The following is a 23656-nucleotide window of genomic DNA, read 5'->3' as shown; positions in this document are numbered from 1 at the left end:
GTTATACCGCTTCTTTCCCTTTATTTATGCCCGAAATTTGGCAGTCTGTCCGTTTTAAGCGGAACGGCTGCCTTTTTGTATTTTAAAGGAACGCAATCATTATGGATTTCAGTTGGTTGGCCGAGCCGCATACTTGGATAGGCTTTGCCACGCTTCTGGTTTTGGAAGTTGTTTTAGGTATTGATAACCTTGTTTTCGTAGCGATTTTGGCAAACAAGGTCAAACCGTCGCAACGGGATAGGGCGCGGATAACGGGCTTGGGTTTGGCTGTCGTTATTCGGATTTTCATGCTGGGCTTTATGGCGCACATCATGACGCTGACGCGCCCTTTGTTTGAGCTGGGCGGCCTGGAGATTTCCGGCAAAGACATGATTATGTTTGCCGGCGGTATTTTCCTGCTTTATAAAGCGACTACCGAGCTGCACGAACGACTTGAAGGCCACAATCAATTTGCTGTTGCTGAAGGGCAGAAGAAGCATTCTGCTTTTTGGGGCGTTGTGGCGCAAATCTTGATTTTGGATGCGGTTTTCTCTATCGATTCTGTTATTACGGCAGTGGCGATGGTGGATCATATTGTGGTGGCAATGGGGGCGGTTGTTGTGGCGATGACTGTGATGATTTCTGCCAGCAAACCGTTGACTGCATTTGTGGACAAGCATCCGACCGTTGTAATGTTGTGTCTGGGTTTCTTGTTGATGATTGGTTTTAGTCTGATTGCGGAAGCCTTCCATTTCCATATTCCGAAAGGCTATTTGTATGCGGCGATCGGTTTCTCGATTTTGATCGAGCTGTTTAATCAGGTTTCGCAAAAGAATGCCCGCAAAAATGACTACATCAGCACTTCTTGGCGTAAGCGTACCGCTGAAAATGTGTTGGGTATGATGGGTATCCGCGAAAGCATTTTGGCAAAAGCAGGCGATAACGGCGGCGATGACGAGCATTTTGAAGAAAACGAAAAATCCATGATTCGTAGCGTGCTGACTTTGGCGGAGCGTCCGATTATGGGCGTGATGATTCCGCGTCGGGAAATTGAGAAATTGGATATTTCCCAAAGTCGGGAAGAACAAAATGCGCAGTTGAAAAATACGCCGTATAGCCGTTTGTTGGTTGTCGGTAAGGCAGGTGTAGATGAGCCTTTGGGCTATATCAGTAAAAAAGATTTGCTGAACCAGCTGCTTGAATCGGGAGAAATCAATATTCAGACGGCCTTGCGCCAGCCATTGATTTTGCCGGACAGTACGACGGCGTTAAATGCGATTGAATTGTTCCGTCAAAGCAGCGCGGATTATGCCTTGGTGGTGGATGAATTTGGCGCGGTGTTGGGTATGGTGACCATGAAAGATTTGTTGGAAACCATTGCAGGTGAGTTCCCCGAAGAGTTTGAGCGTGAGGAAGAAGAGGCTGCTCCAGCCAGTCAGGATGAAACGCTGTCTGTGGATGGTGCATTGGAGTATGTGGAATTGGCTTCTCAATTAAATCTGCCTGCCCAAGAGGAAGACGCTGACTTTCATACCGTTGCCGGCTTAATTATGGAAGAATTGCAAAGTATTCCTGATGTAGGCGATTTCATCGATTATCACGGCTGGCGTTTTGAAGTGGTTGAAAAAGACGGACAACGGATTGCCCGTGTGAAAATCAACCGTTTGCCGGAAGAAGAATAAGTGAAGGCTAATTAGTAGAGGCCGTCTGAAAATGTTCAGACGGCCTTTTTATTGATTCAACTTTAGTTGCCGTAATGTCCTGAGCCTAAAATTCGGTGTGAATGTGCGCCCGTCGCATGGTAGGGATTGCTCGGAACTTGATTGCACCAACAGGCTGCAAGCCAGGCAAAAGCAGCGGCTTCGACCCATTGCGGGTCAAGATGGAGCTTGGCTGTGCTGTACAATTTGGTGTCGGGAGAAAACAGGGTTTCCAAGTCTTGCATCAAAACCGGATTGCGGATGCCGCCGCCGCAGATGTAAAGATTATGAATCGCCGGAGCAGCTTGTTTGGTCGCATCAAAAATGGTTTGTGCGGTATAAAAGACCAATGTGCGTATCACATCTTCCGGCTTTTCATTACCTTTCAGATGGCCTTGAAGCCAGCTTAGGGAAAACAACTCTCGGCCTGTACTTTTGGGATAAGGGCGGCTGAAGTAAGGATGGTCGAGCAGGTTAGCGAGCAGGTCGGGGAGGATTTTGCCTTGTGCGGCTTTTTCCCCGTTTTTGTCGTAAGGCTGCTGCCAGATATGTTGCATCCATGCATCTATCAGCATATTGCCGGGGCCGGTATCGAAGCCGAAAGAAGGGCTGTCGGGCGGGAGGATGCTGATATTGGAAATGCCTCCAATGTTGAGTACGGCTCGGGTTTCATTCACATCTCGAAACAGCGCTTCGTGAAAGGCTGGGACGAGGGGTGCACCTTGACCGTTGCAGGCAAGGTCGCGGCTGCGAAAGTCGCCGACAGTGAAAATGCCGGTCAGTTCAGCTAACAGGGAGAGGTTAACCAGTTGAATGCTGTAACCGTGTTCAGGCGCATGGCGGATGGTTTGTCCGTGGCAGCCGATTGCGGCAATGTCTTTGGCCGACAGGTTTTGTTCTGCCAATAGTTGTTGGACGGTTTGGGCGTATAGGCGGCTGAGTGTTTGCGCTAGGATATTGCTTCTGTGCAATTCATTTTTGCCTATGTCTTGCAGTGCCAACAATTCTTGGCGCAGGCCGTCTGAATAGGGTAGAAAGCTGTGGGCAACGGCTCGTTGCCATTGCTTGCTCTGCATTTGAATCAGTACGGCATCGGCACCGTCCATGCTGGTTCCTGACATGATACCGATATAATATTGGGGTTGCATTTCGGTTACAGAAAGAGAAGGTAAAACGACATTTTAACGCCTTTTGACGTTTTTACGGGAATTTCGGCATTTAATGTAAATAGTTGGTGCAAGAAAGATTACAAAAAGGTTAAAATAACGCGACTCAACATGTTTTCCAAAAGGAAACTTTCCATGGCTCAAACTCAGTCGAGTGCGAACTTGAAGCTGATTAATACGGTTTTTGCCGCTATGCTTGTGAGCATGGTCGGCTATTTTATTTATTGGGGCCTGGGTTATACCCACTACAACCACTCCGGCCTGTTTATCCTTGCTACCTTTTTCGGCGTCTTCATGGCGTTTAATGTGGGTGGCAACGATATTGCCAACTCTTTCGGTACAAGTGTCGGCTCCGGCACTTTGACCATTCCGCAAGCCTTGCTGATTGCGGCAGTATTTGAAGTCAGCGGCGCAGTGATTGCCGGTGGCGAGGTAACAGATACTATCCGTAAGGGTATTGTCGATTTGAATGGCATGCATCTGGATCCGATGCAGTTTGTCTTTATTATGATGTCTGCGCTCTTGGCTGCGGCATTGTGGCTGCTTTTCGCATCACGCAAAGGCCTGCCGGTTTCCACGACACATGCCATTATCGGCGGTATCGTCGGTAGTGCCTTGTGTATGGCGGCATTGAACGGTGTGGATTCCGTTGCGCTGATTCAATGGGACAAGTTGGGCGAAATTGCCTTGTCTTGGATTTTGTCTCCCGTATTGGGTGGCATCGTTTCCTATCTATTGTTTTCACGAATTAAGAAAAACGTTTTGGACTACAACTCTTGGGCCGATAATACGCTCAAAGGCATCAAGTTGGAGAAGAAAGCCTATAAAGAAGAACACCGCCTGTTTTTTGAAGCCTTGAGTGAATCTGAAAAAGTCGAATACGCCACCAAAATGGCGCACGATGCCCAAATTTATGATGAGCCGGACTTTGATCCTGAAGAATTGCAGTCTGAGTATTATCGCGGTCTGCACCGCTTTGACAGCCGTAAGGGCGAAGTAGATTCTTACAAAGCCCTGCATTCCTGGGTGCCGTTTATTGCTTCTGTCGGCGGCATGATGATTGCGGCCATGTTGATTTTCAAAGGTCTGAAAAATCTGCATTTGGGTATGAGCAACGTCAACAGCTTCCTGACCATTTTCATGATCGGCGCGGCTATTTGGATGGGTACGTTTGTATTTGCCAAAAGTTTGAAACGCAAAGATTTGGATAAATCGACTTTCCAAATGTTCTCATGGATGCAGGTATTTACCGCTTGCGGTTTCGCATTCAGCCATGGTGCGAACGATATTGCCAATGCGATTGGTCCGTTTGCCGCGATTATGGATGTGTTGCGTACCAACAGCATTACCGCTCAAAACGCCGTGCCGCCAATTGCCATGTTGACTTTCGGTATCGCTTTGATCGTCGGCTTATGGTTTGTCGGTAAAGAAGTGATTAAAACCGTAGGCACCAGCTTGGCAGAAATGCACCCAGCGTCAGGCTTCTCAGCCGAGCTTTCTGCTGCCGCCGTCGTGATGGCCGCATCATTTATGGGCTTGCCTGTTTCTAGTACCCATATTTTGGTGGGTGCAGTTTTGGGTATCGGCTTGGTTAACCGCAATGCCAACTGGAAATTGATGAAACCGATCGGCCTTGCTTGGGTAATTACCTTGCCTGCTGCTGCCGTTTTGTCTGTTGTCAGCTATTTGGTTTTGCAGGCCGTGTTTTAATTGATTATTTGATTTCAAAAGGCCGTCTGAAAGAGATTTCAGACGGCCTTTACTTATTTTTGTAAGGGATAGCTTTCAGTTTGTTTGAACGATGCACAAATCATGCTGTTTAATGTTTACACTGATACAAGAATAATCAAGGTAATAGAGAAATACCTTATTGGGAATATTTTAGAAAAGATTTTGGTTTCAAAACTTGGCGTAGTGAGGGCAAATAAAGCTATTTTTAATCAGCCTACTATAAGGTTAAGGTAATAAAAAAGCCCCAATTCATCGACGTTAAAGATGTCGTATTGAATTGGGGTCTCTATTTATTTAGTGCAAGCCTTATCAGGCCGTCTGAACATTATTCAGCAGCTTCGTTGGTCTCAGCTTGTACAGGAGCTGTTTCTGCTTCAGCGGTAGCCTTAGCGGCTTGGCGTTCGGCTTGTGCAGCCAATGCCTGTTGAACGGCTGGGTGCTGTTGGGCGATGGTTTGTTCTTCTGCGCTGACTTCGCCTTTGAAGCGGTTGTTCAAGTCAAAACGTTTGCCGCCGCGAGCCAGGGCTTTCAGATAGCGTGGACGGCGGCAGTGGTTGGCCAGTACGCGTGCAATCAGTGCAGGGTCGTATTGGGGCAGGGCGGCAACCAAGTCTTGGTCGATACCGACGGCCAACGGTTTGAATCGTTTGAATACATCATATTTGCCGTAAATGTGGTCGGCAATCATGTCTGTCTGTTTTTTCTTGCTCATGGTTTGGACGGCAGATTTCAGCGCAGCGCCCAAAGCGGTTTCTTGTGCCATTGCGGTTGTATTCCTCTAATATAAATCCGTATTTTCGTCATACGGCAATAAGGTGCTATTGTAGTATAAAGACTGTGATTTGGCTAAATTTTTCTGAGAATATTCAGAAATAAACGGTTATTTTTCCAATTTGGCAATGTCCGGTGTATTAACCTGAACATCGGCATTTTGCGCACGATGGCGTAAGGCGTGATCGATCAAGACCAATGCCAGCATAGCTTCTGCAATCGGAGCGGCGCGTAATCCGACGCAGGGGTCGTGGCGGCCGTGTGTGGCAAGTTCGACAGGGTTGCCTTCTATATCAATGCTGCGGCGCGGTGTGGCGATGGAGCTGGTCGGTTTGATGGCAATATTCACATGAATGTCTTGTCCGGTGCTGATGCCGCCCAAGATGCCGCCTGAGTGGTTGGATAGAAAGCCTTGTGGCGTTAGCTCGTCGCCATGCTCGCTGCCGCGTTGCGTTACGCTATCAAAACCTGCGCCGATTTCTACGCCTTTGACGGCATTGATGCCCATCATGGCATAGGCAATTTCTGCATCGAGGCGGTCAAAAACTGGTTCACCCAAGCCGACGGGGACGTTAACCGCTTCGATATGAAGTTTTGCGCCGACAGAATCCAATGATTTGCGCACGCTGTCCATATAGTTTTCCAAGTCCTCAATTTGGCTTTGGTTTGCGGCAAAAAAAGGATTTTGGGAAATATATTCGTAACCTTCAAACTGGATTTCTTTTTCGCCTACTTGGGTAACATAGGCGGTAATTTCAGTGCCGAATTTTTCTTTCAGCCATTTTTTTGCAACTGCTCCGGCGGCAACGCGGGCAGCGGTTTCGCGGGCGGAACTTCTACCGCCGCCGCGATAGTCGCGTGTACCGTATTTGTGCCAGTAGCTGTAATCGGCGTGACCGGGGCGGAAGCTGGTGGCGATATTGCCATAGTCTTTGCTGCGTTGGTCGGTATTGCGGATCAGGAGGGCGATGGGGGTACCGGTGGTTTTGCCTTCGAATACGCCGGAGAGGATTTCGACTTGGTCGGCTTCGCGGCGTTGTGTAACGTGGCGGCTGGTGCCGGGTTTGCGGCGGTTAAGGTCAAATTGGATATCCGCTTCGCTCAATTCTAATCCGGATGGGCAGCCGTCGATAATGCAGCCCAAGCCTGCGCCGTGGCTTTCGCCGAAAGTGGTAACGGTAAAGATTTGTCCGAAGGTGTTGCCTGCCATAGGGATACTCTTTTGAAATTGGGTTTGGAAATTTTTTGTTTATTTGGATAATTCTCAGGCCGTCTGAACAGATGTGAGAACGGAATCAAAGATTCTCGTTTCACCGTTCAGACGGCCTTTTGAGATGACTGCTTAGTTTAATTTACCGTGGCACTGTTTGTATTTCAGGCCGCTGCCGCAAGGGCAAGGATCGTTGCGGTGAACAATCAGGCCGTTTTGTGCAAGCGCTTCAGGGCTGAAGTCTGTGCCGTCTGGATCGAACGCTTCAGTAACCAAATCGGTTTGCGATTGACCGAGCAATTCTTCCATATCAGGCGCATCGGAGTGGACAGTTTGAACATCGCTGACGCTTTGTGCGGCAGTGTGGTCGTATTCGCTGTTGCGCTCGATTTGAACGGCGGTCAGCAAAGCGGCAATGTTTTGTTTGATACCGCGCCACAGGTTTTCAAACATAGCGAAAGCTTCGCGTTTGTATTCCTGTTTCGGATTTTTCTGAGCATAGCTGCGCAGATGGATACCTTGGCGCAAGTAGTCCATGGCGGCAAGGTGTTCGCGCCATTGGTTGTCGATAACTTGCAGCATAACATTGCGTTCGAAGTCAGACATAGCCTGTTTGCCGACCAATTCGACTTTTTCGGCATACTCGTCTTCGATGCGCTTGATGAGGCGTTCTTTAATGTCTTGGTTGTCCAAAGTGCTGTCTTCTTTCAGCCAGCCTTTAATATCGGCATGGAGGCGGAAATCAGCGGCAAGTTGGTGCTCCAGTGCCGGAATGTCCCATTGCTCTTCCATGCTGTCAGGTGGGATGTGGTAATCAACCAAGTCACTGATAACGTCGGCGCGGATTTCGCGGGTCAAATCGCTGACGTCTTTGCTGGTCAGGATTTCGTTACGTTGATGGTAAATCACTTTACGTTGGTCATTGGCAACGTCATCGTATTCCAAAACCTGTTTACGCATATCGAAGTTGCGGCCTTCGACTTTACGTTGCGCGCCTTCGATTTGACGGGTCAGCAGGCCGTGTTCGATGGCAACGCCGCGCTCAGGTGCCAGGCGGTTGAGGATGGCGGCGGCACGGTCGAGTGCAAAGAGGCGTAGCAATGGGTCTTCAAACGACAGATAGAAACGGCTGGAGCCGGGGTCGCCCTGACGGCCGGCACGACCGCGCAACTGGTTGTCGATACGGCGGCTTTCATGGCGTTCTGTACCGATAATGTGCAAACCGCCTGCGGCCACAACTTGGTCGTGTTCAGCTTGCCAACCGCTTTCAAGGGCGGAAATTTGTGCTTGTTTCTGCTGTTCGCTCAGGGTTTCATCGGCATGGATGGCTTCGATTTGATGTTTGAGGTTGCCACCCAAGACAATATCGGTACCGCGGCCAGCCATGTTGGTGGCAACGGTAATCGCGCCGACTTTACCGGCTTGGGCCACAATCAATGCCTCGCGCTCGTGTTCTTTGGCGTTCAGAACGTTATGAGGCAGACCTGCTTCGTGTAACAAGCGGGAAACCAGTTCGGAGTTTTCGATGCTGGTTGTACCGACCAAAACCGGCTGGCCGTTTTTATGGCATTCGGCGATGTCTTTGACGACGGCTTCAAATTTTTCTTCGGCTGAACGGAAGATTTGGTCGTTGAAGTCTTTACGTTGTACAGGACGGTTGGTCGGGATGATGACGGTTTCGAGGTTGTAAATGCTTTGGAACTCAAAGGCTTCGGTGTCGGCCGTACCGGTCATACCGGACAGTTTGCTGTACAGGCGGAAGTAGTTTTGGAAGGTAATAGATGCAAGCGTTTGGTTTTCGCGTTTGATTTCTACGCCTTCCTTGGCTTCAACGGCTTGGTGCAAGCCTTCGGACCAACGGCGGCCGGCCATCAGACGGCCTGTGAATTCGTCCACAATCACGATTTCGCCGTCTTGAATGACGTAGTGTTGGTCTTTGTGGAACAGGGTGTGCGCACGCAATGCCGCCATGAGGTGGTGCATCAGGGAAATATTGGCGGCAGAGTAGAGCGAGTCGTTTTCCTGCAATAAGCCCATCTGGGTCAGGATTTGCTCGGCGTGTTCGTGACCGGCTTCGCTCAGAATAACTTGGTGTGCTTTTTCATCTACCCAGTAATCGCCTTCGCCTTCTTCGGTTTCTTGGCGGATAAGGTGGGCCGGAACGGCATCTATCACGCGGTAGAGCTGGATGTTGTCATCTGCCTGGCCGGAAATAATCAGCGGCGTACGCGCTTCGTCGATCAAAATGGAGTCCACTTCGTCGACAACGGCAAAGTTCAATTCGCGCTGAACTTTGTCGTATTGGTCGGTCACCATATTGTCGCGCAGGTAGTCGAAGCCGAATTCGTTGTTTGTACCGTAAGTAATGTCGGCACCGTAAGCGGTTTGGCGTTCGAAAGGTTGCAAATCGGCTACGATCACGCCGACGCTCAAGCCTAAGAAATTGTACAACGGCTCCATAATGCCCGCGTCACGGGAGGCGAGGTAGTCGTTGACGGTAACGACGTGTACGCCTTTTCCTGACAATGCATTCAGGTAAACGGCAAGGGTGGCTACCAATGTCTTACCTTCACCGGTACGCATTTCGGCGATTTTGCCATGGTGCAGGACCATACCGCCGATCAGCTGTACATCGAAGTGGCGCATGCCCAATGCGCGGCGGGATGCCTCGCGGCAGACGGCAAAGGCTTCAACCAAAATATCATCTAGCGTTTGTCCGTCAGCGAGGCGTTGTTTGAATTCGGCGGTTTTGGCCTGTAAATCTGCGTCGCTCAACGCTTTCATCTGTTCTTCGAGTGCATTGATTTTAGCAACGGATTTGCGATATTGTTTCAGCAGGCGGTCGTTGCGGCTGCCGAAGATTTTCTTAGCAATGTTTGTTAGCATGAATAATTCCTGCGCCTTGATATAATAGTGGGCGAAATTGGGATTTTAACACAAGCGCTTGTATAACGCGGTAATGCTGTTTGAAATAAAGGTAGTTTTGCTGTATTTCAATTGTAATTGTTTGGTTAATTTACTGAGAGGCCGTCTGAAATATATGGATTTAGCACAATTAGGCAAGCGCGATCATTTATTGGCGGGCTTGTTGCAACAATCGCAACAATGGCGGAAATTGGATGCAAAAATCAAAACGGTTTTGCCGGCCAACCTGCATCCGCATTTTCAGACGGCCTGCGTAGAAGACGGAAGATTGGTTTTGCTGGCCGCCAACAATATGGCTGCTTCGCGTTTAAAAATGATCCTGCCCGCCATGTTACCCAAGTTGCAAGCATTGCATGACGGAATACGGGAAGTGGTGGTCAGGGTGGTCCCCAAACCTTCTCCTCAGCCGAAAACCAACAGTTTGCGATTGAGCGAGGCTGCTTTGGACAGCTTCGATGCGGCTGCGGCCAAATTGGAAGGCAAGCATCCCGAATTGGCAGCAGCATTGGCAGAATTGGTACGCAAGCACAGCCGCTAAAATCATGCCGAATGAGATTATGGTTAATAAATGTTAAAACTTATTTCATTTGACCGATAGCATCTAATACTAAAGAAATACGACCTAAACAGTAACTGTTTTCTTTTAGGTAAACTGATGTAAACTTGGCCTGAAATTTTGATTTCGTGTGAAGTTTGTAGCAAAATAACGCCTGAATTTCTTATCACTCTGCGTGAATAAGTTTAAGTTTGACATTTGCCTTTGTTAATATATTCGCGCGGGTTCTATTAATAGAACTTAACAAGACTCTCATCATTAGGAGATACATCAATGAAAGCTTATCTGGCTCTGATTTCCGCTGCCGTTATCGGCTTGGCTGCATGCTCTCAAGAAGCTGCAAAACCTGCTGAAGCACCTGCTGCTTCCGCTGCTTCTGAAGCTGCTCCTGCAGAAACTACTGCACCTGCCGATGCCGCTCCTGCCTCTGAAGCTGCTCCAGCCGATGCTGCCGCCGCTCCTGCTGCCGGCAACTGCGCAACTACTGTTGAAGCCAACGACGCTATGCAGTTCAACACTAAAGAAATCCAAGTAAGCAAAGCTTGTAAAGAATTCACCATCACTTTGAAACACACCGGTACCCAACCTAAAGAAAGCATGGGCCACAACATCGTCATCGGTAAAGCCGAAGACATGGACGGTATTTTCAAAGACGGTGCCGGTGCTGCTGCAACTGACTACGTTAAACCTGACGACGCACGCGTTGTTGCCCACACCAAACTGGTTGGCGGCGGCGAAGAAGCTTCCCTGACTCTGGATCCTGCTAAATTGGCTGGCGGCGAATACAAATTCGCTTGTACCTTCCCAGGTCACGGTGCTTTGATGAACGGTAAAGTTACTTTGGTTGACTAATCCGCTTTAAGCTTAAAAACAGACAGCCTGCCTTGCGCAGGCTGTTTTGTTATAATCTGGAAACATTAATTTAAGAATAAAACCTCAAAACCATGAATCCGTTTGAAACCAAAAGCGTTACTTTTGCCGAACCCATTGAAATGCTGTACGCCTGTCATGGCAAAGTGCGCCGTTTCTGCAGCCAGGTTGCCATGTTGTCGGACTATATTGCCGAAAACGGCTGCAATCAAATCGTTTTGCAAACCATCCGCCAGATTGCCCAATATTTTAATGTTGCCGCGCCGTTGCACCATGAAGACGAAGAAGAAAATTTCTTCCCGCTTCTATTGCAATATGCGCCGCAAGCTCAAGAAAGCGTTGACGAGCTTTTACGCCAACATATCAGCCTGCACAACAACTGGGACGGCGTAGCGGCTGAATTTGCCAAGCTTGAAGCGGACAACGCCTATGTCCCCGATGCGGAAGCATTCAAACGTTTTGTCGCGGGATATGATGTTCATCTGGCGATTGAAGAGCCGCTGTTTGATATGGGCAAAACCTTTATCCCCAAAGAAAAACTGACCGAAATCGGCGAAATTATGGCCGCACGCCGCCGCAAATAAGGCCGTCTGAAACAATCGTCTCAAGGAATACACTATGCTGACCCCAAAAAGTTGCGATTTGTTCAATATTCCCTTTTTCCAATTTTCCCAGCTTAAAAAATACCAGCCTGAAAGTATTCCGCAAATTAAGGCCGACTATAAAGAAAACTGGCAGGTATGGCAGCAGCTGATCCAGCAGGTTGCCACCGAATTGGGTGCACCGTTTGCGCCGCCGCATATCGAACGCTGGTGTAACGGCTGGCAGGTCCGCGCCCATTTCTTTGCCTATTTCAAATACGAACAATATAAAAATTCCGCAGCAATTTTATCGATTTTGCTCAACCGCCGCCGTTTGAGCGTCAGCTTGGATTGGCACTGCTATAAAGCCGATGTTTCCCCCATTGCGCTGCCTGATTACAACCGCTGGCTGGATAATTTTGATACCGAAAAATACGCTTCCTTCGATATGTGGCACGGTGCGGAAAGCGAATATGACGACTACCGTACCGTCGCCCAACAAAGCGACGGCGATAGAAAGCTTCGAGACGATAAAGATTTCTTCTGTATCGGCAAACACATCGAACGTGATGATTTGGGCAAGCAGGATGTTGCGAAATGGATAGTGGAAACAGTGGAAGACTTACTGCCGCTGTATGAAGCTTGCCATGGAAAATAACTCAGGACGCAGAAAGACAAACCGCCCATTCAGTATCTTCAAATAAACTCAAGGCCGTCTGAAAATTATATTCAGACTGTTTCAGACGGCCTGTTTTTCAAAGTAAACACAATGACCGAAACCCAATCCCTAGAGCTTGCCAAAGCGCTGATTTCTCGCCCGTCCGTTACACCGGATGACCAAAACTGCCAACGACTGCTGGCCGAACGCCTGCAAAAAATCGGTTTTGCCGTAGAAGAGCTTCATTTCGGCGACACCAAAAATGTTTGGTTGCGCCGCGGTACACAGGCTCCGGTGTTCTGTTTTGCCGGGCACACCGACGTTGTGCCGACAGGCCCTGTTGAAAAATGGGATTCGCCACCGTTTGAACCGACCGAGCGTGAAGGCCGTCTGTATGGCCGCGGCGCGGCGGACATGAAAACCAGCATTGCCTGTTTCGTTACCGCCTGTGAGCGTTTCGTTGCCGAGCATCCCGACCACCAAGGCAGCATTGCGCTCCTGATTACTTCGGACGAAGAGGGTGATGCGCTGGACGGCACGACCAAAGTCGTCGATGTGTTGAAAGCGCGCGGCGAGTTGATTGATTACTGTATCGTCGGTGAACCGACTGCCGTGGATAAATTGGGCGATATGTTAAAAAACGGCCGACGCGGCTCGCTGTCGGGCAACCTGACCGTCAAAGGCAAGCAAGGCCATATTGCCTATCCGCATTTGGCCATCAATCCCGTGCATACTTTTGCCCCGGCCTTGCTGGAGCTGACGCAGGAAGTCTGGGACGAGGGTAACGAATACTTCCCGCCGACCAGTTTCCAAATTTCCAATATCAACGGCGGCACAGGCGCGACCAATGTGATTCCGAGCGAGCTGAACGTCAAATTCAATTTCCGCTTTTCTACCGAGTCCACCGAAGAAGGGCTGAAACAACGCGTCCACGCCATTTTGGACAAACACGGTGTGCAATACGATTTGCAATGGTCTTGTTCAGGCCAACCTTTCCTAACCCACGCGGGCAAACTGACCGACGTGGCACGCGAAGCCATTGCCGAGATTTGTGGCGTTGAGGCCGAATTGTCCACCACCGGCGGCACTTCGGACGGACGCTTCATCAAGGCCATTGCCAAAGAACTCATCGAATTAGGCCCGTCCAACGCGACCATCCACCAAATCAACGAAAACGTACGTTTGGAAGATATTCCGAAGCTGTCGGCAGTGTATGAAGGTATGTTGAAGCGCTTGTTGAAGTGAAAAAGGCCGTCTGAAAACGACAGAAAGAGTATTGCCTCATCAAAATTGGCATGCATTGTGGTAATGCCTTGATTGTCATTAATCGATTTATTCACTAAAGGTTTCCTATGCAGAAATTTATCTCAGCTCTTGTTGTATTGGGATTGTCATTATCTTTGACAGGTTGTCTTGAGTCCGAGCCAAAGCCTCAAGCAGTTTCAATTAATCAAGGAAAAATTTTAGAAAAAAATGCACTGGTGGGATTGTGGCATATTGACGAGTTGCCCATGGATAAGCCACAAAACGCATATTATCTCAGTCGGGTAGAAACAACCGGCTCTGACAATCACATTTATGGAAAGCACATTGAGTTTGATAAAGATGGCAGGTTTAGCAGCGGTTATTCAGCAGAATGCGGTAATGATTGTTTTCCGTATTCAGAAGGTCTTTATCGATTTGTAAATGATGATGAAGTGATTTTGCAAGCGACCAAGGTTGAGCAAAGAGGCTATTGTGGGGAAAACGGAGAGTTTAACAAGAGCGGCGAGTGGGTCTTGGGAAAATTTAAAATAGAAAAAGACAAAGAATTTGTTGTTTTAAAGAAAATTCTATAATTTCAACTTTTTGATTTTATAATTTTTTTGGGAGAGTTTCATTGATAGGGTAGGTGGAAACTTACAGTCAACCTGCACATAAGTGGTTTAAAGCCGCCGTACCGGATGGTGGAACTTATCATTCATCGAATAATTGGTTGTGGTGTTTGTTGATTATCGGGAGTAAATGCAGATGATTACTCTGCCTTCTTTAAACGAGCTTCCATCAAAGTGGAATGAAATCCGCGAGCGGCTGGAAACCGATTTTTCCACAGACCTCGAAGCCTTGCTGCACGAGCGGTTTACGGAACACGAAGCCAAGCAGTTTGAGCAGGATTTTATTGACTGTATTGGTTGCGCGCCTGAGGAATATGTCCGTATCCGCCGAGCCATCCGTCTGTTGGAAGCGCGTTATCCTGATAGTCCGAACGAACTGACTGCGGCCGCGGTTGCCACGCCGTTGGGCGAGATGTTGGCGGTGTTCGGCAGTAAGGGTTTGTGTCTGCTGGAATTTGTCGGGCAGAAACATATGGAGCAGGAAATCATGGCTGTCCAAAAAGCTTTGTGTGGGCAGTTTATTTTCCAAGAAAATGAGCAAACGCAACTTTTACGCCAAGAATTGGATTTATACTTTCAAGGCCGTCTGAAAGTTTTTGCAACACCTTTGGAAACGATAGGCACGGCCTTTCAGCAGCAGGTGTGGAATGCACTGCTGACCATTCCTTACGGTGAAACGCGCAGCTACAAGGAGCAGGCGCAGCAGTTGGGTAATCCTAAAGCCGTCCGCGCCGTTGCCGCTGCCAACGGGCAGAACAAGGTGTCTATCCTGATTCCCTGCCACCGTGTTATCGGTAGTGACGGCAAACTGACCGGCTACGCAGGCGGTTTGAACCGCAAACAATCGTTGCTTGCCTTAGAGAGAGGCGAGGTTCAGACGGCCTTGTTTTGAGAGGATCTGCATTAGGGGCAGGCTTCGCACGCTGAAAAATTGAGTAGCAGAAGGTCGGGGAAGCCCGGAAAAATCTGCATGGAGAAAAATGTTGGGCAATGCCCACGCTAGAAAAAGAGAAATAAGACATGAGCCTGAAAAACCGCCATTTTTTAAAACTTTTGGATTTTACGCCGGAAGAAATTACCACCTATCTCGACCTTGCCGCCGAATTGAAGGCTGCTAAAAAAGCAGGGCGCGAGGTACAGCGGATGAAGGGGAAAAACATTGCCCTGATTTTCGAGAAAACATCAACCCGCACCCGTTGCGCGTTTGAAGTGGCCGCGCGCGATCAAGGGGCAGGGGTAACTTATCTGGAGCCGTCTGCCAGCCAAATCGGGCATAAGGAAAGCATTAAGGATACGGCGCGGGTTTTGGGGCGGATGTTTGACGGTATCGAATATCGCGGTTTTGGACAGGATGTGGTGGAAGAGCTGGCCAAGTATGCAGGCGTGCCTGTGTTCAATGGTTTGACCAACGAGTTTCATCCGACTCAAATGCTTGCTGATGCGCTGACGATGCGCGAGCATAGCGACAAGCCTTTGAACCAAATTGCGTTTGCCTACGTCGGTGATGCGCGTTACAACATGGCCAATTCGTTGCTGGTGTTGGCTGCGAAACTGGGCATGGATGTGCGTATCGGTGCGCCGAAAAGTTTGTGGCCGTCTGAAAACATTATCGAGACGGTGCAGGCTGTTGCCAAAGAGACCGGCGGACAGATTCTGTTGACGGAGAATGTGCAGGAAGCCGTAAAAGGCGTGGATTTTATCCATACTGATGTGTGGGTCAGCATGGGCGAGCCTAAAGAGGCTTGGCAGGAACGTATCGATTTGCTGAAAGATTACCGAGTTACTCCTGAATTGATGGCGGCGGCGGAAAATCCGCAAGTCAAGTTTATGCATTGCCTGCCTGCTTTCCATAATCGTGAAACCAAAGTCGGTGAATGGATTTATGAGACATTCGGTCTGAATGGTGTGGAAGTAACGGAAGAAGTTTTCGAAAGCGAAGCCAGCATTGTGTTTGATCAGGCAGAAAACCGGATGCACACGATTAAAGCGGTGATGGTAGCTGCATTGGGCGATTGATTGTTACGCTCAACATTGCTTACAGCTTCATTTAATAGAGATTAAATAAAGGCCGTCTGAAAGAAAGACTTTCAGACGGCCTTGTTGTTTGATTGGGTTTATTGCCAAATCAGGACTTTGGGTTCGGGCGTTACTTGATAGCCTTCTTGACGCAATAGTTCGATTAGGCCTTTTTCGCTGGGTAAATGGGCAATGCCGACAGCAAAGAGGGTGCTTTGTTTGGCCGATTGCTTGCGGATTTCAGACAGCCATGCCAAGTTGCGGCGGATCAGGAGGTCGTTTTTCAGCCAATCGGACATGGCTTTGGCGTACTTGGTATCAACAAGTTTGAGGGTGCGCTGTTCGGTTTCTTCCAAAAGTGGAATGAGTTCTTCAAAGCGGCCGTCTGAATAGGCTTGATGGAGTTTTTTGACATCTTCGGTTTCTTCTTTATTGGTTTTAATGCTGGCCTTCAGAAAGTTGAGCATGGTTTCTTCAGGCTGTGCTTTGAAGATCGCGGTAACATCGTCCAAGCTTTCTAATGAACCACGCGGTTTGTTGATATTGACTGCCGCATTGGTCAGCAACATATCTGCACCGGTTTCTGCGCTATATCCTTGGGGAAATGCGCTGCCGGCAAAAACCAATGCTGCCCACGGATGGAGTTTGTCGGCAATTTGGGCAATGGGTCGGCTTTCTTCATTTTTTGAATAGATTTCTTGTAAAAGACGGAAATCTGTTTTGCCAAGCTTGCGGCTAAGCGGTTCGGTACTCATGACTTCTTTGAAGTATTTTTGATACATTCTTTTTGTTTCCGGACTGCTGTCCGGCAATGCGTCAACTTCTGTGGTCAGTTGGTCGGTGGATTGCAACAGTTTGAGGGCATCGGGAGACAAGGTTTGATTGGTTTGCCCCATGTGGATGGTGCCGAGCAGATAGGAGTCTGGTTGGCCTTCTTTGCTGATTTTCCAGACATTGCTGGTCAGTTTAGGCTGCTGCCAGTTAAGTTCGGCAGGTTTGCTTTCGGGTGAGGTCGCGGCGGGTTTACAGGCGCCCAGGGCGAGGGCAGTCAATGGCACAAGCAGGCAGGCAAGCAGTTTTTTCATGTTTTTCCTTATTGTGGTGTGCGGTAGGCAAGGGCAATTTAGAAATCGAGTAGGTTTTGAACTGGATGTTCGCCCGTTTCGGTTTTTTCCAGTTTGCGGTTGCGGATTTTGGCCTTCCTGAGGGACAGAAGGTGCATGACTTGATGCTTTTGGCTGTCGGTCATCTGGAGCCAGTACAAGCGCTCTTCCCGGCTGCGCAGGCAGCCTTTGCAATAACCTTTGGCATTGGCTTCGCAGACACCTATACAGGGACTGGGGATGGGGAAAAAATCGGGTTGTTCCATATTTTAAAAGTATTTAAGACAAGGGACCGGACAAACCAAAATTGCAGACTGCATTCGTATTTGTCTAAACACGATCGGTGTATCCATCAGGGTTCCTACCAACTATCCAATTGAGTTGATCATTTCAATAAGTTTATATCTGCCACCCTAGGCATAAAAAACCTAAGAGAAACCATAAATATATCGCAGAAGAAGTCAGTATCTTCCCTATTTTCAGATTTCTCCAATAAAACCCAAGTAAGAACATTATAAAAATTAAAGGAATTCCAATATAAATATAATATTTAAGCGAACCTAATTCACTGAACACGTTTATAACAGAATAGAGACCGATAAATCCACCTGACCAAAAAACAATTATTGCCGGCCCTAAAAAAATAGCCGTTATTAAATGAGGGAGCAGTATGATTTTTATCCATTCTTTATATTTGTTGTTCATTTCAATCTCAATCACTGCAATGGTATCGTATCGATTCAAATGGGGGGAGCAAAGTGTACAGTAACATCTCCAAGAACAATTACGGTATGTTTGGCAGAATCATGTTTTAATACATATTTGGAGTTCCGCTATATTTTGATTTTCAGACGACCTATGTGTAGCCCCAACTATCTGCATTTTATGACTTAATCAGTTTGCGCAAAGACTGGTTGTTGTATTTGATATCGGCAATCATTCGGTCGTATTGGTGCATTCTACGGAGCGAGCGGGTAATCAGATAGACCGAGAAAAAAATCAAACTGATGTTCATCAGACTGACCAGTACGAGCAAAGGCCAAACATCAACGGCCTCATACCATTTCGATGTCGCAATCAGCGCACTGAAAATAGACAAAGGGAGTGCGAAAACGGCAATACCCGTACGCATGATAGCAAGTGCCGTGCGTTTTTCAGCAAGGAGAAGCTGTACTTGATTGATGCTGAGGATATCGTTTTGCTGTTCGGTAACCATAGGATACGCGCCTATACAAATTAACTTTGAATTCTGATAAAGCGGAAAATATGGTTTTATGTTACCCGAAAGTATTGAAAATAAAAACAAAGGTCGTCTGAAAATTTTCAGACGACCTTTTCCATTTCTGTTTATACGGTTTGCGAGTATTTGGCTTTGGTTTCTTTATGGCGCAAATGGTAGTCGAACACCATGGCGATGTTGCGGATCAAGAAACGGCCCTTCGGCGTAACGGTCAGGCCGTGCGGTTTGAGGCGGATCAGACCGAGGGTTTCCAGTTGCTTCATATCCTCCAGTTCGACCGCGAAATAACGGCTAAACGGAATGCCGAACACGCTTTCGTAAATCCGATAATCGAGTGAGAAACGGCACATCAAATCCTGAATGATGTTGCGGCGCAGGATGTCGTCTTGATTGAGCTGGTAGCCGCGCATGATGGGCAGGTGTCCGGCGTCGAGTGCGGCGTAATAGGCATCGATATCGCGCTCGTTTTGGGAGTAGGTGCTGCCGATTTTGCCGATAGAGGAGACGCCGATCGCCACCAAGTCACAGTCGGCATAGGTGGAATAACCTTGGAAATTTCGTTGCAGGAAACCTTCTTTGAGGGCGATGGAGAGCTCGTCGTCAGGTTTGGCAAAGTGGTCCATGCCGATGAAAACGTAGCCTCGCTCAGTCAGGGTTTGGACGCAATATTGCAGCATATCGAGTTTTTCTTCGCTGCCGGGAACGACATTGGTGTCGATACGGCGTTGCGGTTTGAAGATATGCGGCAAGTGAGCGTAGTGGTAGAGGGCGAGGCGGTCGGGACTGAGGGACAAGACCGTGTCGATGGTGGTTTTGATGCTTTCAGTGTTTTGGTGCGGCAGGCCGTAAATCAAATCAACGCTGACGGATTTGAACCCTGCTTCGCGGGCGGCATCGATGACTTCTTTGGTTTCTTCGTAACTTTGGATACGATTGACGGCTGCCTGCACTTTAGGGTCGAAGTCTTGAATGCCGACACTCATGCGGTTGAAACCGAGTTTGCCCAGTTTGAGGACGGTTTCGCGGCTGACTTTGCGCGGGTCGATTTCGATGGAGTATTCGCCGTTTGGAATCAGCTGGAAGTATTTGCGGATCATGTCGAAGACGCGTTCGAGTTGGTCGTCGCTCAGGAATGTCGGCGTACCGCCGCCGAAGTGGAGTTGCGCAAGCTGGTGTCTTCCGCCCAAATGTGGTGCCAGCAATTCCATTTCTTTTTCCAGATACTGGATATAGGCATCGGCACGGCTTTTGTCTTTGGTAATGATTTTGTTGCAGCCGCAGTAATAGCAGATGGTATTGCAGAAGGGGATGTGGATGTAGAGCGAAAGGGGTTTGTTGAGCGCGCCCATGTTGCGCAGGCTTAAAGCTTGGATATATTCGGCTTCTTTAAAGCCTTCATGGAAGCGGTCGGCGGTCGGATAGGATGTATAACGTGGGCCGCTTGATGGCAAACTGGCAATCAATTCGCGGTCGAATTCCGGTAATTCATTGTTTGTGTTGGTGTTATTTGAGATGGGGATGATTTTCATGGTCGGGGCTTGTAGTATGAAGTAGGGAAATTAGGGAAAATTTTAGTCAAAATTTCGATAGTTTGGTAGAATGCCTCATAATGATATGCCGACTTTGACTTGGGTCAATAGTTATTCGGCTTCATCAGGGATTTATAGAACTATGCAGATTAAGGGTGCGTTATGGCCACACACAATGCAACACATCAAATGAAAACCTTGTGTTCCACATGTTCTTTACGCGAGCTGTGTTTGCCTGTCGGACTGATGCCTAACGAATTTTCACAATTAGACGCGGTTATTCGTCAAAGCCGCCGTCTGAAAAAAGGTGAATACCTGTTCCGTGCCGGCGAGCCGTTTACCTCTTTGTTTGCCATCCGTGCGGGCTTCTTTAAGACAACAGTCGCCAGCCAAGATGGACGAGATCAGGTAACCGGCTTTTTTATGTCGGGCGAGCTGATCGGTATGGATGGGATTTGTTCCCATATTCACAGCTGTGATGCTGTGGCTTTGGAAGACAGCGAGGTATGCGAGCTTCCGTTTACGCACATTGAAGAACTCGGTCAGGATATTCCCAGCCTCCGTTCTCACTTTTTCCGCTTGATGAGCCGTGAAATTGTCCGAGATCAGGGCGTTATGTTGCTTTTGGGCAATATGCGCGCTGAAGAGCGATTGGCGGCATTCTTGCTCAACCTGTCCCAGCGTCTCTATTCACGAGGTTTTGCCGCCAATGATTTTATCTTGCGGATGTCGCGTGAGGAAATCGGCAGCTATTTGGGGCTGAAGCTGGAAACAGTCAGCCGCACCTTGTCTAAATTCCATCATGAAGGCTTGATTTCGGTTGAACACAAACACATCAAAATCTTAGATGCGACAGCCTTGAAGAAAATGGTTTCCGGTTGTTCGCACGCTATCTGAATCTTAGGCCGTCTGAAATATTTCAGACGGCCTTTTTAACAAGAATTAAAGAATAATTGTTAAGTTACGAAAGTGATAGTCAGATTTTAAATTGAAAAATCTTCAATAACCGGCGTGTACAGAATGCGGTCGACTACTTCTCTGGTCAGTTTTGGTGCAAACATCTGGATAAAGTCATACGCGTAACCGCGCAGGTAAGTATCCGAGCGTAAGGCTATCCAAGTGGGCGACGGTTCAAATAAGTGCGCCGCATCAATCAGCTGTAAATCTTGATCGACCGCAGGATCGTACGCCATTTTGGCCATCAAACCAACGCCCAAGCCTAAGCGGACATACGTCTTCAATACATCCGTATCGGCAGCCGATAAGGCAACATCAGGTTGCTCAATATGCGCTTTATTAAATGTACGCGCAATGCTGCTGCCGGAATTAAAAGCAAATTCGTAAGTAACCAGCGGAAAAGAAGCCAAATCTTCAAGGCTTAAAGGATTGCGGCAGTCCAAAAGAGGGTGGTCATGCGGAACAATGACGGCATGGTTCCATTCATAGCAGGGCAGTTTGCCCAACTCAGGATGATCATCAATCTGTTCGGTAATAATTGCCAAATCAGCTTCGCCGCTGCTGACCATTTGCGCAATGGCAGAAGGGCTGCCTTGTTTGATGGTCAAATTGACCTTGGGGTAGTTTTTGACAAATTCCGCAACGATTTTGGGCAAAGCATAGCGCGCCTGGGTATGCGTTGTCGCAATGGTCAGGGAACCGCTGTCGTGATCGGTAAACTCGCTGCCGATATTTTTAATGTTCTGTACATCGCGCAAAATCCGTTCTGAAATCTCTAATACGGCTTTGCCCGGTTGCGAAACGGAAACCACACGCTTGCCGCTGCGGATAAAAATTTGGATACCCAATTCTTCTTCAAGCAGGCGGATTTGTTTGGAAATGCCGGGCTGGGATGTAAAAAGCGCATCGGCGGCTTCAGAGACATTCAGATTGTGTCGGTAAACCTCAAGGGCATAACGTAATTGTTGCAGTTTCATGGTAGCAGTACCGAATACGTTGTTATTGTGGATTTTGTGCGACAAACAGTCTGTAATTTAACATATTTTGCCCGGTTTTGCCCCGAGTTTTGAAAATGGTTGTTTTTAATGAAAATATCTTTTAATGATATGAAAACAGGAAATGCAGGAAAGAAGAGGGAAAGGGGTTTTGTTGTTTTTGTACAACTTTAGGTAGGTGAATTGTCTGATTTTGCCCTAAATTAATGACACAAGATTGATTTTTCGGCATGATTAACTACTAGGAAGCAGGCACTTCATGATTGTTTGAAGGCATCGAGTATTGACAGTTTGCCTTGCGCTTCTTTATAGTGCAACCTGATATATCCGATTTGCCGCTGTTTTGATACTGCGGCCTGTATATTGGTACTTTGCAGCGGTTGCTTTCCTAGTCCGCCGCATAACAATTTGATGAGGGAATAAAATGACCAAACAGCTGAAATTAAGCGCATTGTTCGTTGCCTTGGTTGCCTCTGGCACCGCTATGGCCAGCGAAGCGCACACCAAACACGGTTACACCGTAAGCAGCCAATCTCAAGAAATCGTCCGTAACAACTACGGCGAATGCTGGAAAAACAGCTACTTCGACAAAGCTACCGAAGGCCGTGTTGAATGTGGTGACCGCGAAGCAGTTGCTCCTGTACAACAAGCTCCTGAGTATGTTGATGAAACTGTTTCCCTGTCTTCTAAAACTCTGTTCGGCTTCGACAAAGACAACCTGCGTCCTGAAGCTCAAGAGAACCTGAACGCTTTGGCTCAACGCCTGAGCAACGAAAGCGTACAAACTGTACGTGTTGAAGGTCACACTGACTTCATGGGTTCTGAGCAATACAACCAAGCTCTGTCTGAGCGTCGTGCCAACGTAGTTGCTAACTACTTGGTAGGTCGTGGCGTTGCTTCTAGCAAAATCTCTGCAGTAGGTCTGGGCGAATCTCAAGCTCAAATGACTGCTACTTGTGAAGCTGAAGTTGCTAAACTGGGCAAAAAAGTTTCTAAAGCTAAGAAACGTGCTGCTCTTATCGCTTGTATCGAACCTGACCGTCGCGTTGATGTTAAAATCCGCAGCGTTGTTACTCGTCAAGTTGCTCCAGGCCAAACTATCGAAGGTCAAGGCGAATTGCCTGCTACTGATGAAGGTTGGATCCCAGCTCCTTACAATGGCGTTCACGGTTACGCTAAACCTTAATCGGTTTGTGAAAAATGCTCTGCAATATGCAGGGCATTTTTTTATGGCTTGTATTTGAGTAATCAAGATAATTCGTGATTTCAAAATAAGAAGGGCCGTCTGAAAGACTTATTTCCAGACGGCCTTTTATTAAAACAGTTTAGTTTGGCCTGGGCCATTTCCATACGCAAACAGCGGCGAGTATTGTACAAATCAAAAAGATGATACTGGATAAGCCGTGCCAAACGCCGAATGTTCCACCTACTAGAGACAAGAGCCAGTTATCCAGTCCGTACTTGTGTGCCTCGATAACCGGCGTAACCAAAAGATGATTACAGGCTAAGAGTAGCCAAAGTACCAAGATCCACCAAGAAAGTGAGGCCAGCTGTTTTCTGAAAAAGGCATAGGCTGCGCCAAAAATAACTAAGCCACATATCGCTGTAATGGCAAACAAAATACCGGCAATTTCTCCTGCCTGCATTTTAGGCAGAAGGCGGAATAGGATCGGGGCGGTAACATAGCCTGCTGTCAGCTGCATACCGAGCCACATGGCGGCAGCGGTTTGGATAATTTTGTACAGTAGATTCATTATGCTTCTCCTGGGAAGATTTCACTTTTTCTATTATGGTG

General features: G+C 48.0%; 22 protein-coding genes. 12 read left to right on the top strand and 10 right to left on the bottom strand.

Going from position 1 to position 23656, the window contains the following annotated elements:
- The first annotated feature begins 101 nt into the window (after positions 1 to 101).
- Positions 102 to 1661 (top strand): TerC family protein, encoded by a 1560-nt coding sequence (locus O3661_RS03110; protein WP_250590611.1) that lies wholly within the window; start codon positions 102 to 104, stop codon positions 1659 to 1661.
- 62 nt (positions 1662 to 1723) lie between these two features.
- On the opposite strand, the gene O3661_RS03105 is transcribed toward O3661_RS03110, so the two are convergent.
- Complete coding sequence (locus tag O3661_RS03105; RefSeq protein ID WP_371492261.1) at positions 1724 to 2827, bottom strand: anhydro-N-acetylmuramic acid kinase; 1104 nt, start codon at positions 2825 to 2827, stop codon at positions 1724 to 1726.
- Between the two features lie 153 nt (positions 2828 to 2980).
- Between O3661_RS03105 and O3661_RS03100 the strand changes: the two genes are divergently transcribed.
- The gene (locus O3661_RS03100; RefSeq protein WP_070584891.1) at positions 2981 to 4555 is read left to right on the top strand and encodes an inorganic phosphate transporter; all 1575 of its coding nucleotides are present in this window, start codon (positions 2981 to 2983) and stop codon (positions 4553 to 4555) included.
- 346 nt (positions 4556 to 4901) lie between these two features.
- Here the strand turns inward: O3661_RS03100 and O3661_RS03095 are convergent, their stop codons facing one another.
- The 3 genes from O3661_RS03095 to secA form a co-directional block, all read right to left on the bottom strand.
- Positions 4902 to 5339 (bottom strand): ProQ/FINO family protein, encoded by a 438-nt coding sequence (locus O3661_RS03095; RefSeq protein WP_063075611.1) that lies wholly within the window; start codon positions 5337 to 5339, stop codon positions 4902 to 4904.
- A 117-nt stretch (positions 5340 to 5456) separates the two neighbouring features.
- Positions 5457 to 6557, bottom strand: coding sequence for a chorismate synthase (gene aroC, locus O3661_RS03090; protein WP_371492260.1), 1101 nt, complete (start codon positions 6555 to 6557; stop codon positions 5457 to 5459).
- Between the two features lie 132 nt (positions 6558 to 6689).
- Positions 6690 to 9443, bottom strand: coding sequence for a preprotein translocase subunit SecA (gene secA, locus O3661_RS03085; RefSeq protein ID WP_371492259.1), 2754 nt, complete (start codon positions 9441 to 9443; stop codon positions 6690 to 6692).
- Between the two features lie 154 nt (positions 9444 to 9597).
- On the opposite strand from secA, the gene O3661_RS03080 reads away from it, so the two are divergent.
- From O3661_RS03080 to argF, 8 genes are all read left to right on the top strand, one after another.
- Positions 9598 to 10020: a DciA family protein gene (locus O3661_RS03080; protein ID WP_371492258.1), complete on the top strand. Its 423-nt coding sequence runs from the start codon at positions 9598 to 9600 to the stop codon at positions 10018 to 10020.
- A gap of 291 nt (positions 10021 to 10311) precedes the next feature.
- Positions 10312 to 10890 carry an azurin gene (gene azu / locus O3661_RS03075; RefSeq protein ID WP_003748712.1) on the top strand — a complete coding sequence of 193 codons (579 nt, stop codon included), beginning with the start codon at positions 10312 to 10314 and terminating at the stop codon, positions 10888 to 10890.
- Positions 10891 to 10982: 92 nt separating this feature from the next.
- Positions 10983 to 11492: a hemerythrin domain-containing protein gene (locus O3661_RS03070; protein WP_371492257.1), complete on the top strand. Its 510-nt coding sequence runs from the start codon at positions 10983 to 10985 to the stop codon at positions 11490 to 11492.
- A 34-nt stretch (positions 11493 to 11526) separates the two neighbouring features.
- On the top strand, positions 11527 to 12147 hold the full coding sequence (locus tag O3661_RS03065; RefSeq protein ID WP_049348245.1) for a glucose-6-phosphate 1-dehydrogenase family protein: 621 nt from the start codon (positions 11527 to 11529) through the stop codon (positions 12145 to 12147).
- A 111-nt stretch (positions 12148 to 12258) separates the two neighbouring features.
- The gene (dapE, locus tag O3661_RS03060; protein ID WP_314460116.1) at positions 12259 to 13392 is read left to right on the top strand and encodes a succinyl-diaminopimelate desuccinylase; all 1134 of its coding nucleotides are present in this window, start codon (positions 12259 to 12261) and stop codon (positions 13390 to 13392) included.
- Between the two features lie 107 nt (positions 13393 to 13499).
- Entirely contained in the window at positions 13500 to 13985 is a 486-nt protein-coding gene (locus O3661_RS03055) for a hypothetical protein (protein WP_314460114.1), read from the top strand.
- 172 nt (positions 13986 to 14157) lie between these two features.
- Positions 14158 to 14913, top strand: coding sequence for a methylated-DNA--[protein]-cysteine S-methyltransferase (locus O3661_RS03050; RefSeq protein WP_314460210.1), 756 nt, complete (start codon positions 14158 to 14160; stop codon positions 14911 to 14913).
- A 128-nt stretch (positions 14914 to 15041) separates the two neighbouring features.
- Positions 15042 to 16037 carry an ornithine carbamoyltransferase gene (gene argF / locus O3661_RS03045; protein ID WP_371492256.1) on the top strand — a complete coding sequence of 332 codons (996 nt, stop codon included), beginning with the start codon at positions 15042 to 15044 and terminating at the stop codon, positions 16035 to 16037.
- Between the two features lie 98 nt (positions 16038 to 16135).
- On the opposite strand, the gene O3661_RS03040 is transcribed toward argF, so the two are convergent.
- The 4 genes from O3661_RS03040 to hemN form a co-directional block, all read right to left on the bottom strand.
- Positions 16136 to 17122: a TraB/GumN family protein gene (locus tag O3661_RS03040; protein WP_371492255.1), complete on the bottom strand. Its 987-nt coding sequence runs from the start codon at positions 17120 to 17122 to the stop codon at positions 16136 to 16138.
- A 38-nt stretch (positions 17123 to 17160) separates the two neighbouring features.
- On the bottom strand, positions 17161 to 17406 hold the full coding sequence (locus tag O3661_RS03035) for a DUF1289 domain-containing protein (RefSeq protein ID WP_039863519.1): 246 nt from the start codon (positions 17404 to 17406) through the stop codon (positions 17161 to 17163).
- A gap of 617 nt (positions 17407 to 18023) precedes the next feature.
- Entirely contained in the window at positions 18024 to 18356 is a 333-nt protein-coding gene (locus tag O3661_RS03030; protein WP_070646679.1) for a hypothetical protein, read from the bottom strand.
- 131 nt (positions 18357 to 18487) lie between these two features.
- Positions 18488 to 19909, bottom strand: a complete 1422-nt coding sequence (hemN, locus tag O3661_RS03025; protein WP_371492254.1) for an oxygen-independent coproporphyrinogen III oxidase — start codon at positions 19907 to 19909, stop codon at positions 18488 to 18490.
- Between the two features lie 162 nt (positions 19910 to 20071).
- Here hemN and fnr point away from each other — a divergent pair, with 162 nt between their 5' ends.
- The gene (gene fnr, locus O3661_RS03020; protein WP_308881779.1) at positions 20072 to 20806 is read left to right on the top strand and encodes a fumarate/nitrate reduction transcriptional regulator Fnr; all 735 of its coding nucleotides are present in this window, start codon (positions 20072 to 20074) and stop codon (positions 20804 to 20806) included.
- An 86-nt stretch (positions 20807 to 20892) separates the two neighbouring features.
- Here the strand turns inward: fnr and O3661_RS03015 are convergent, their stop codons facing one another.
- A complete protein-coding gene (locus O3661_RS03015) occupies positions 20893 to 21843 on the bottom strand; it encodes a CysB family HTH-type transcriptional regulator (protein ID WP_371492367.1) in 951 nt (316 codons plus the stop codon).
- A gap of 442 nt (positions 21844 to 22285) precedes the next feature.
- On the opposite strand from O3661_RS03015, the gene O3661_RS03010 reads away from it, so the two are divergent.
- Positions 22286 to 23047 carry an OmpA family protein gene (locus O3661_RS03010; protein WP_070587458.1) on the top strand — a complete coding sequence of 254 codons (762 nt, stop codon included), beginning with the start codon at positions 22286 to 22288 and terminating at the stop codon, positions 23045 to 23047.
- Positions 23048 to 23186: 139 nt separating this feature from the next.
- On the opposite strand, the gene O3661_RS03005 is transcribed toward O3661_RS03010, so the two are convergent.
- On the bottom strand, positions 23187 to 23615 hold the full coding sequence (locus O3661_RS03005) for a DUF4149 domain-containing protein (RefSeq protein WP_371492253.1): 429 nt from the start codon (positions 23613 to 23615) through the stop codon (positions 23187 to 23189).
- Positions 23616 to 23656 lie beyond the last annotated feature (41 nt).

This window comes from Neisseria sp. 20925_1_37, from assembly GCF_041433255.1.
In the GTDB taxonomy this organism is placed as follows: domain Bacteria; phylum Pseudomonadota; class Gammaproteobacteria; order Burkholderiales; family Neisseriaceae; genus Neisseria; species Neisseria flavescens_D.
The sequence above is the reverse complement of the archived record's forward strand: the minus strand, read 5'-3'. Positions and strand labels throughout refer to the sequence as shown.

Excerpts from the sequence above, each read along its gene's own strand:
- O3661_RS03110 (WP_250590611.1), top strand. The coding sequence starts at position 102 with ATGGATTTCAGTTGGTTGGCCGAGCCGCATACTTGGATAGGCTTTGCC.
- O3661_RS03105 (WP_371492261.1), bottom strand. The coding sequence starts at position 2,827 with ATGCAACCCCAATATTATATCGGTATCATGTCAGGAACCAGCATGGAC.
- O3661_RS03100 (WP_070584891.1), top strand. The coding sequence starts at position 2,981 with ATGGCTCAAACTCAGTCGAGTGCGAACTTGAAGCTGATTAATACGGTT.
- O3661_RS03095 (WP_063075611.1), bottom strand. The coding sequence starts at position 5,339 with ATGGCACAAGAAACCGCTTTGGGCGCTGCGCTGAAATCTGCCGTCCAA.
- aroC (WP_371492260.1), bottom strand. The coding sequence starts at position 6,557 with ATGGCAGGCAACACCTTCGGACAAATCTTTACCGTTACCACTTTCGGC.
- secA (WP_371492259.1), bottom strand. The coding sequence starts at position 9,443 with ATGCTAACAAACATTGCTAAGAAAATCTTCGGCAGCCGCAACGACCGC.
- O3661_RS03080 (WP_371492258.1), top strand. The coding sequence starts at position 9,598 with ATGGATTTAGCACAATTAGGCAAGCGCGATCATTTATTGGCGGGCTTG.
- azu (WP_003748712.1), top strand. The coding sequence starts at position 10,312 with ATGAAAGCTTATCTGGCTCTGATTTCCGCTGCCGTTATCGGCTTGGCT.
- O3661_RS03070 (WP_371492257.1), top strand. The coding sequence starts at position 10,983 with ATGAATCCGTTTGAAACCAAAAGCGTTACTTTTGCCGAACCCATTGAA.
- O3661_RS03065 (WP_049348245.1), top strand. The coding sequence starts at position 11,527 with ATGCTGACCCCAAAAAGTTGCGATTTGTTCAATATTCCCTTTTTCCAA.
- dapE (WP_314460116.1), top strand. The coding sequence starts at position 12,259 with ATGACCGAAACCCAATCCCTAGAGCTTGCCAAAGCGCTGATTTCTCGC.
- O3661_RS03055 (WP_314460114.1), top strand. The coding sequence starts at position 13,500 with ATGCAGAAATTTATCTCAGCTCTTGTTGTATTGGGATTGTCATTATCT.
- O3661_RS03050 (WP_314460210.1), top strand. The coding sequence starts at position 14,158 with ATGATTACTCTGCCTTCTTTAAACGAGCTTCCATCAAAGTGGAATGAA.
- argF (WP_371492256.1), top strand. The coding sequence starts at position 15,042 with ATGAGCCTGAAAAACCGCCATTTTTTAAAACTTTTGGATTTTACGCCG.
- O3661_RS03040 (WP_371492255.1), bottom strand. The coding sequence starts at position 17,122 with ATGAAAAAACTGCTTGCCTGCCTGCTTGTGCCATTGACTGCCCTCGCC.
- O3661_RS03035 (WP_039863519.1), bottom strand. The coding sequence starts at position 17,406 with ATGGAACAACCCGATTTTTTCCCCATCCCCAGTCCCTGTATAGGTGTC.
- O3661_RS03030 (WP_070646679.1), bottom strand. The coding sequence starts at position 18,356 with ATGGTTACCGAACAGCAAAACGATATCCTCAGCATCAATCAAGTACAG.
- hemN (WP_371492254.1), bottom strand. The coding sequence starts at position 19,909 with ATGAAAATCATCCCCATCTCAAATAACACCAACACAAACAATGAATTA.
- fnr (WP_308881779.1), top strand. The coding sequence starts at position 20,072 with ATGGCCACACACAATGCAACACATCAAATGAAAACCTTGTGTTCCACA.
- O3661_RS03015 (WP_371492367.1), bottom strand. The coding sequence starts at position 21,843 with ATGAAACTGCAACAATTACGTTATGCCCTTGAGGTTTACCGACACAAT.
- O3661_RS03010 (WP_070587458.1), top strand. The coding sequence starts at position 22,286 with ATGACCAAACAGCTGAAATTAAGCGCATTGTTCGTTGCCTTGGTTGCC.
- O3661_RS03005 (WP_371492253.1), bottom strand. The coding sequence starts at position 23,615 with ATGAATCTACTGTACAAAATTATCCAAACCGCTGCCGCCATGTGGCTC.